Below are 5,565 nucleotides of genomic sequence, written 5' to 3' on the forward strand. Positions count from 1 at the left end.
CGCTCTGCGTCCGCGGGGCTTTTGAGTATCGGTCAGGTGCTGGCCAGGCTCACCCCTGAGTTCCCGGAGCTCACCTCCAGCAAGCTCCGGTTTCTCGAAGTGCAGGGCATCGTCACCCCCTCGCGCACGGAATCCGGCTATCGGAAGTTCTCACCGGCCGATATCGAGCGCCTGCGCCTCGGGCTCACGCTTCAGCGCGATCACTACCTGCCCTTGAGCATCATCCGCGAGCAGCTCGACGAGGCTGAGGCGAACGGCGAATCGGCCACGTCTTTCACGCCGCCGCCGTCGATCGCTCCGCCGCCGCGCCGGTACCGACGTGATGAACTGCTTTCCGCGGCTGGCGCGGGGCCGCAGATTCTCAACGACGCCATCAGCACAGGCATCATCGCCGCGGCCGAGACCTATCCGGAGTCCACGGTCACGCTGTTGCGGGGTCTGGTCGCGCTCGATCGCCACGGCATCGAGCCCCGCCACCTGCGCACGCTCCGCCAGAGCGCCGAACGCGAGGTCTCGTTGATCGAATCGGCCATGTCGGCGCTTCTGCGCCGCACGGATGCCACGTCGCGAGAGAAGGCGCGCGAGATGGCCCCCGAGCTCGCAGCGAAGATCGGCGAGGTGCGTTCGCTCTTCGTCACCGAAGCGCTCTCACGGGTGCTTTCGTAACGAACTGGTTGCGACACACCTTCGCAGAAGCGCGGATGTCGTTGCCGGTACCGGGGCACTGCTCTAGCGTGGAGGTAACTGCTCCAGGGAGGATTTCAGATGAATGCGGAAGAGCTGTCAGGCAACCCGCGGTTCGTGAGTGAACTCCTCTTCACGGACGGGCTTCCGGCGATGGACGACGAAGTCGGCTACCGCGGCGCTGTCGCGGCCCGTGCGGCTGGCATCACCTATCGTCAGCTCGACTACTGGGCTCGCACCGAACTCGTCGAGCCGACCGTTCGCAGCGCCACCGGATCGGGCTCGCAGCGTCTGTACGGCTTCCGCGACATCCTCGTGCTCAAGCTCGTGAAGCGCCTGCTCGACACCGGTATCTCACTGCAGCAGATTCGCACGGCTGTCGAGCAGCTTCGTGCCGCCGGCATCCGCGATCTCGCCGGAACGACGCTCATGAGCGACGGGGCGTCCGTCTATCTGTGCACGTCGAACGATGAGGTCATCGACCTCGTGAGCCGCGGCCAGGGCGTGTTCGGCATCGCCGTGGGCAAGGTGCTGCGCGAGGTCGAGTCGACGCTCGTCGACTTCGACGCCACCGCGCCAGACCCGGTCGACGAGCTCAGCGCCCGGCGCGCCAAGCGCACGGCATAACGCGGCGATCTTCGCCCCGAGGCGCCGTGCTTTGCGGCGTCCGCTTCGTGCTGCTCAGTTGCCGGTCTCCGGAACAGGGATGCGGCCGGTGCGCACGATGCGGTCGAGCAGCAGATCGAAATCTGCCGCGAGCTCTTGTGCCGAGTCGCCGGGCCAGATGTGCAGCGGCTTCGCCGCACCCTGCGCCTGCTGCAATGATGTGCGCTCAGGCAACTGCGGCGAGAGAACCAGCGGACCGAACATGTCACGCAGCTCTTTGATGCGGAACTGGTGTTCGATCGACTGCGGACGAACGCGGTTGACCACGATGCCCAACGGCTGAAGGCGGGGAGAGAGGCCGCGGCGAATCTCTTCGATCGCACGCAGTGCACGGTCAGCGGCGGCAACCGAGAACAGCCCCGGTTCGGTGACCACGACGACACGGTCGCTGGCGGCCCAGGCCGTACGGGTGAGTGCGTTCAGCGAGGGAGCGCAGTCGATGAGGACGAGGTCATAGTCGCTCTCGACGGCGGCAAGCGCCTCTTCGAGCTTCCACACGTCGCGCACACTCGGATGCGGGCCGTCATAGTTGATGGCCGACGGACTGCCGATCAGCACGTCGATGGTGCCGGGGTGCACCTTCGCCCAGCCGCTGGAGGTGATCGCCTGACGGACGACCTTCTCTTTCGGGTTCGCCAGAACATCGGCGATGTTGAGGCGACCCGCGATTTGGATATCCATCCCGGTGGACACATCGGACTGCGGATCGAGGTCGACGACAAGAGTACGGATGCCTCGGGCGAAGGCCGCTGAGGCCAACCCGAGCGTCACGGTTGTCTTGCCGACGCCTCCCTTGAGAGAGCTGACGCTGAGTACGTGCACGGAGACAACGTTACCTTCCTCTAGGCTTAGTGAACACTCAGCCCCGCCCCGTGTGCGTCGAAACCGGCGTGCGTCGAGCCCTCAGAGGTGTGCATGTTCCAGAAGATCCTTGTGGCCAACCGCGGCGAGATCGCCATCCGTGCGTTCCGGGCTGCGTTCGAGACCGGTGCACGCACCGTCGCCGTTTTCCCGTACGAAGACCGCGGATCCCAGCACCGGCTGAAAGCCGATGAGGCCTACGAGATCGGTGAACGCGGCCACCCCGTTCGCGCATACCTTGACGTCGACGAGATCATTCGCGTTGCACTCGAATCCGGTGCGGATGCGATCTACCCCGGATACGGGTTTCTATCGGAGAACCCCGAGCTCGCGGAGAAGGCCGCAGCCAACGGGATCGTCTTCATCGGCCCGCCGTCGAACGTGCTCGAGATGGCCGGCAACAAGGTCGAGGCGAAGCGCCACGCGATCGAAGCGGGTGTTCCGGTGCTGCGCTCGAGCGCGGCATCCGACAATGTCGATGCGCTCGTCGCCGAGTCAGACGAGATCGGATTTCCCCTGTTCGCCAAGGCCGTCGCCGGCGGCGGCGGGCGAGGCATGCGCCGCGTCGAGACCCGCGAAGAGCTCGCGCCAGCGCTGGCTGAGGCCATGCGCGAAGCGGAGAGCGCCTTCGGCGACCCGCGGATGTTCCTCGAGCAGGCGGTGCTCCGCCCCCGCCACATCGAGGTGCAGATCCTCGCCGACAAGACCGGCGAGACGGTACACCTGTTCGAACGTGACTGCTCGGTGCAGCGCCGCCACCAGAAAGTCGTCGAGATCGCACCGGCTCCGAACCTGGACGACGAGATCCGCTCAGCCCTGCACGGATACGCCATCGCCTTCGCCCGTTCGATCGGCTACGAGAACGCCGGCACGGTCGAGTTCCTGCTCGAGACCGCGGGGGAGCGCACGGGCGAAGTCGTCTTCATCGAGATGAACCCGCGCATCCAGGTCGAGCACACCGTCACCGAAGAGATCACCGACGTCGATCTTGTGCAGTCGCAGATGCGCATCGCCGCCGGCCAGACGCTCGAGCAGCTGGGTCTGCAACAGGGCGACATCCGCATGCGAGGCGCGGCCCTGCAGTCACGCATCACGACCGAGGATCCGACACAGGGATTCCGCCCCGACACGGGCAAGATCACCACCTACCGTTCACCGGGTGGCGCCGGCATCCGCCTCGACGGTGGAACAGTGCACCAGGGTGCCCAGATCAGCCCGCACTTCGACTCCATGCTCTCGAAACTCACCTGCCGCGGGCGTGACTTCCCCGCCGCGGTGGCACGTGCGCGCCGAGCACTGGCGGAGTTCCGCATCCGCGGTGTCTCCACCAACATCCCGTTCCTGCAGGCGCTGCTCGACGACGAAGACTTCATCAACGGCGACGTCAGCACCTCGTTCATCGACGACCGCCCCGATCTGCTGCGTGGCCGCGTCTCCAAAGACCGCGGCACCAAGTTGCTCAACTGGCTCGTCGACGTCACAGTCAACAAGCCCAACGGCGCCCACCCGGGCAGTGTCGACCCCGCTTCGAAGCTGCCGCAGATCGACCTTTCGTCCCAGCCGCAGCCGGGCTCGCGCCAGCGGCTGCTCGAGCTCGGACCCGAGGGATTCGCCCGCAGCCTGCGTGAACAGCCCGCCCTGGCGATCACCGACACGACGTTCCGTGACGCGCACCAGTCGCTGCTGGCCACGCGCGTTCGCACGAAAGACCTCGTCGCCGCGGCGCCGTACCTCGCGCGCCTGACCCCGGGACTCCTGTCGGTGGAGGCCTGGGGAGGAGCGACCTACGACGTGGCCCTGCGCTTCCTCGGCGAAGACCCGTGGGAGCGGCTGGACAAGCTGCGCGAAGCGCTGCCCAACATCAACATCCAGATGCTGCTGCGCGGACGCAACACGGTCGGCTACACCCCCTACCCGACCCGGGTGACGGAGGCATTCGTCACTGAAGCGGCATCCAGCGGCGTGGACATCTTCCGCATCTTCGACGCGCTCAACGACGTTTCGCAGATGCGCCCGGCGATCGATGCCGTTCGCGGCGTCGGATCAGCCGTCGCCGAGGTGGCGCTGTGCTACACCGGCGACCTGCTGAACCCGGACGAAGAGCTCTACACGCTCGACTACTACCTGCGCCTCGCCGAGCAGATCGTGGATGCCGGTGCCCACGTGCTCGCCATCAAAGACATGGCGGGGCTCCTGCGCCCGGCGGCGGCAGCACAGCTCGTCACGGCCCTGCGCGAACGTTTCGACCTGCCGGTGCATCTGCACACCCACGACACTCCGGGCGGGCAGCTCGCGACCTTGCTCGCAGCCAGCGCCGCCGGCGTCGACGCCGTTGATGCGGCATCCGCTCCGCTGTCGGGCACGACGAGCCAGCCCTCGCTGTCTTCACTGGTTGCCGCTCTCGCGCACACCGACCGCGACAGCGGCATCGACCTCGACGGTGTGTCTGATCTCGAACCGTACTGGGAAGCCGTGCGCAACCAGTACGCGCCGTTCGAGTCCGGTCTTCCCGGGCCCACCGGCCGGGTCTATCACCACGAGATCCCTGGCGGTCAGCTGTCGAACCTGCGTCAGCAGGCGAAGGCTCTGGGTCTGGCAGATGACTTCGAGCTCATCGAAGACATGTATGCTGCAGCCGACCGCATCCTCGGTCGCGTGCCGAAGGTCACGCCCTCGTCGAAGGTTGTCGGCGACCTCGCCCTGCACCTCGCCGCGGTAAAGGCCGACCCCACTGATTTCGAGGCGAACCCGGAGAAGTACGACGTTCCCGACTCGGTCGTCAGCTTCATGGCGGGGGAACTCGGCGACCTGCCCGGCGGATGGCCAGAGCCGTTCCGCACCAAGGTCCTCGCGGGTCGCGAGGTGCGCACGGGCCTCACCGAGATCTCTGTTGACGATGAAGCGGCACTGGCCGGCACCAACGTCGAGCGGCGTGAGCGACTGAACACACTGCTGTTCCCCGCGCCGACGCGCGAGTTCGCGCAGCAGCGCGAGCTCTACGGTGACGTCTCGCTTCTCGACACCAGTGACTACCTCTACGGGCTGGTGCAGGGGCAGGAACACGTGGTCGAGATCGATCGCGGCGTTCAGCTGTATGTCGGGCTCGAGGCGATCGGCGAGGCAGACGACCGCGGAATGCGCACTGTCATGACCACCCTCAACGGTCAGCTGCGCCCCGTGTTCGTGCGAGACCGCTCGGTCGCTGTCGACGTGCGCGAGGTCGAGAAGGCCGATACGTCCAAGCCCGGTCAGGTGGCCGCGCCGTTCTCCGGAGTGGTCTCGCTGAAGTGTGAGGTCGGCGACACTGTTCGTGCCGGTGAAGCCGTCGCATCCATCGAGGCGATGAAGATGGAA

General features: G+C 66.5%; 4 protein-coding genes. 3 read left to right on the plus strand and 1 reads right to left on the minus strand.

Translation table 11 applies throughout. The features are described 5' to 3' along the window. Positions 1 to 666, plus strand: a 666-nt coding sequence (locus Q1J95_RS13850) for a MerR family transcriptional regulator (protein ID WP_300268554.1), incomplete at its 5' end; no start/stop codon positions are given. A 99-nt stretch (positions 667 to 765) separates the two neighbouring features. Then, the gene (locus tag Q1J95_RS13855; RefSeq protein WP_300268557.1) at positions 766 to 1,311 is read left to right on the plus strand and encodes a MerR family transcriptional regulator; all 546 of its coding nucleotides are present in this window, start codon (positions 766 to 768) and stop codon (positions 1,309 to 1,311) included. A 54-nt stretch (positions 1,312 to 1,365) separates the two neighbouring features. Here the strand turns inward: Q1J95_RS13855 and Q1J95_RS13860 are convergent, their stop codons facing one another. Further along, the gene (locus Q1J95_RS13860) at positions 1,366 to 2,172 is read right to left on the minus strand and encodes a ParA family protein (protein ID WP_300268560.1); all 807 of its coding nucleotides are present in this window, start codon (positions 2,170 to 2,172) and stop codon (positions 1,366 to 1,368) included. 93 nt (positions 2,173 to 2,265) lie between these two features. On the opposite strand from Q1J95_RS13860, the gene Q1J95_RS13865 reads away from it, so the two are divergent. Next, a partial coding sequence (locus Q1J95_RS13865; protein ID WP_300268563.1) for a pyruvate carboxylase occupies positions 2,266 to 5,565 on the plus strand: 3,300 nt, incomplete at its 3' end.

The sequence above is a fragment of the Microbacterium sp. genome (assembly GCF_029263575.1).
In the GTDB taxonomy this organism is placed as follows: Bacteria; Actinomycetota; Actinomycetes; order Actinomycetales; family Microbacteriaceae; genus Microbacterium.

Excerpts from the sequence above, each read along its gene's own strand:
- Q1J95_RS13855 (WP_300268557.1), top strand. The coding sequence starts at position 766 with ATGAATGCGGAAGAGCTGTCAGGCAACCCGCGGTTCGTGAGTGAACTC.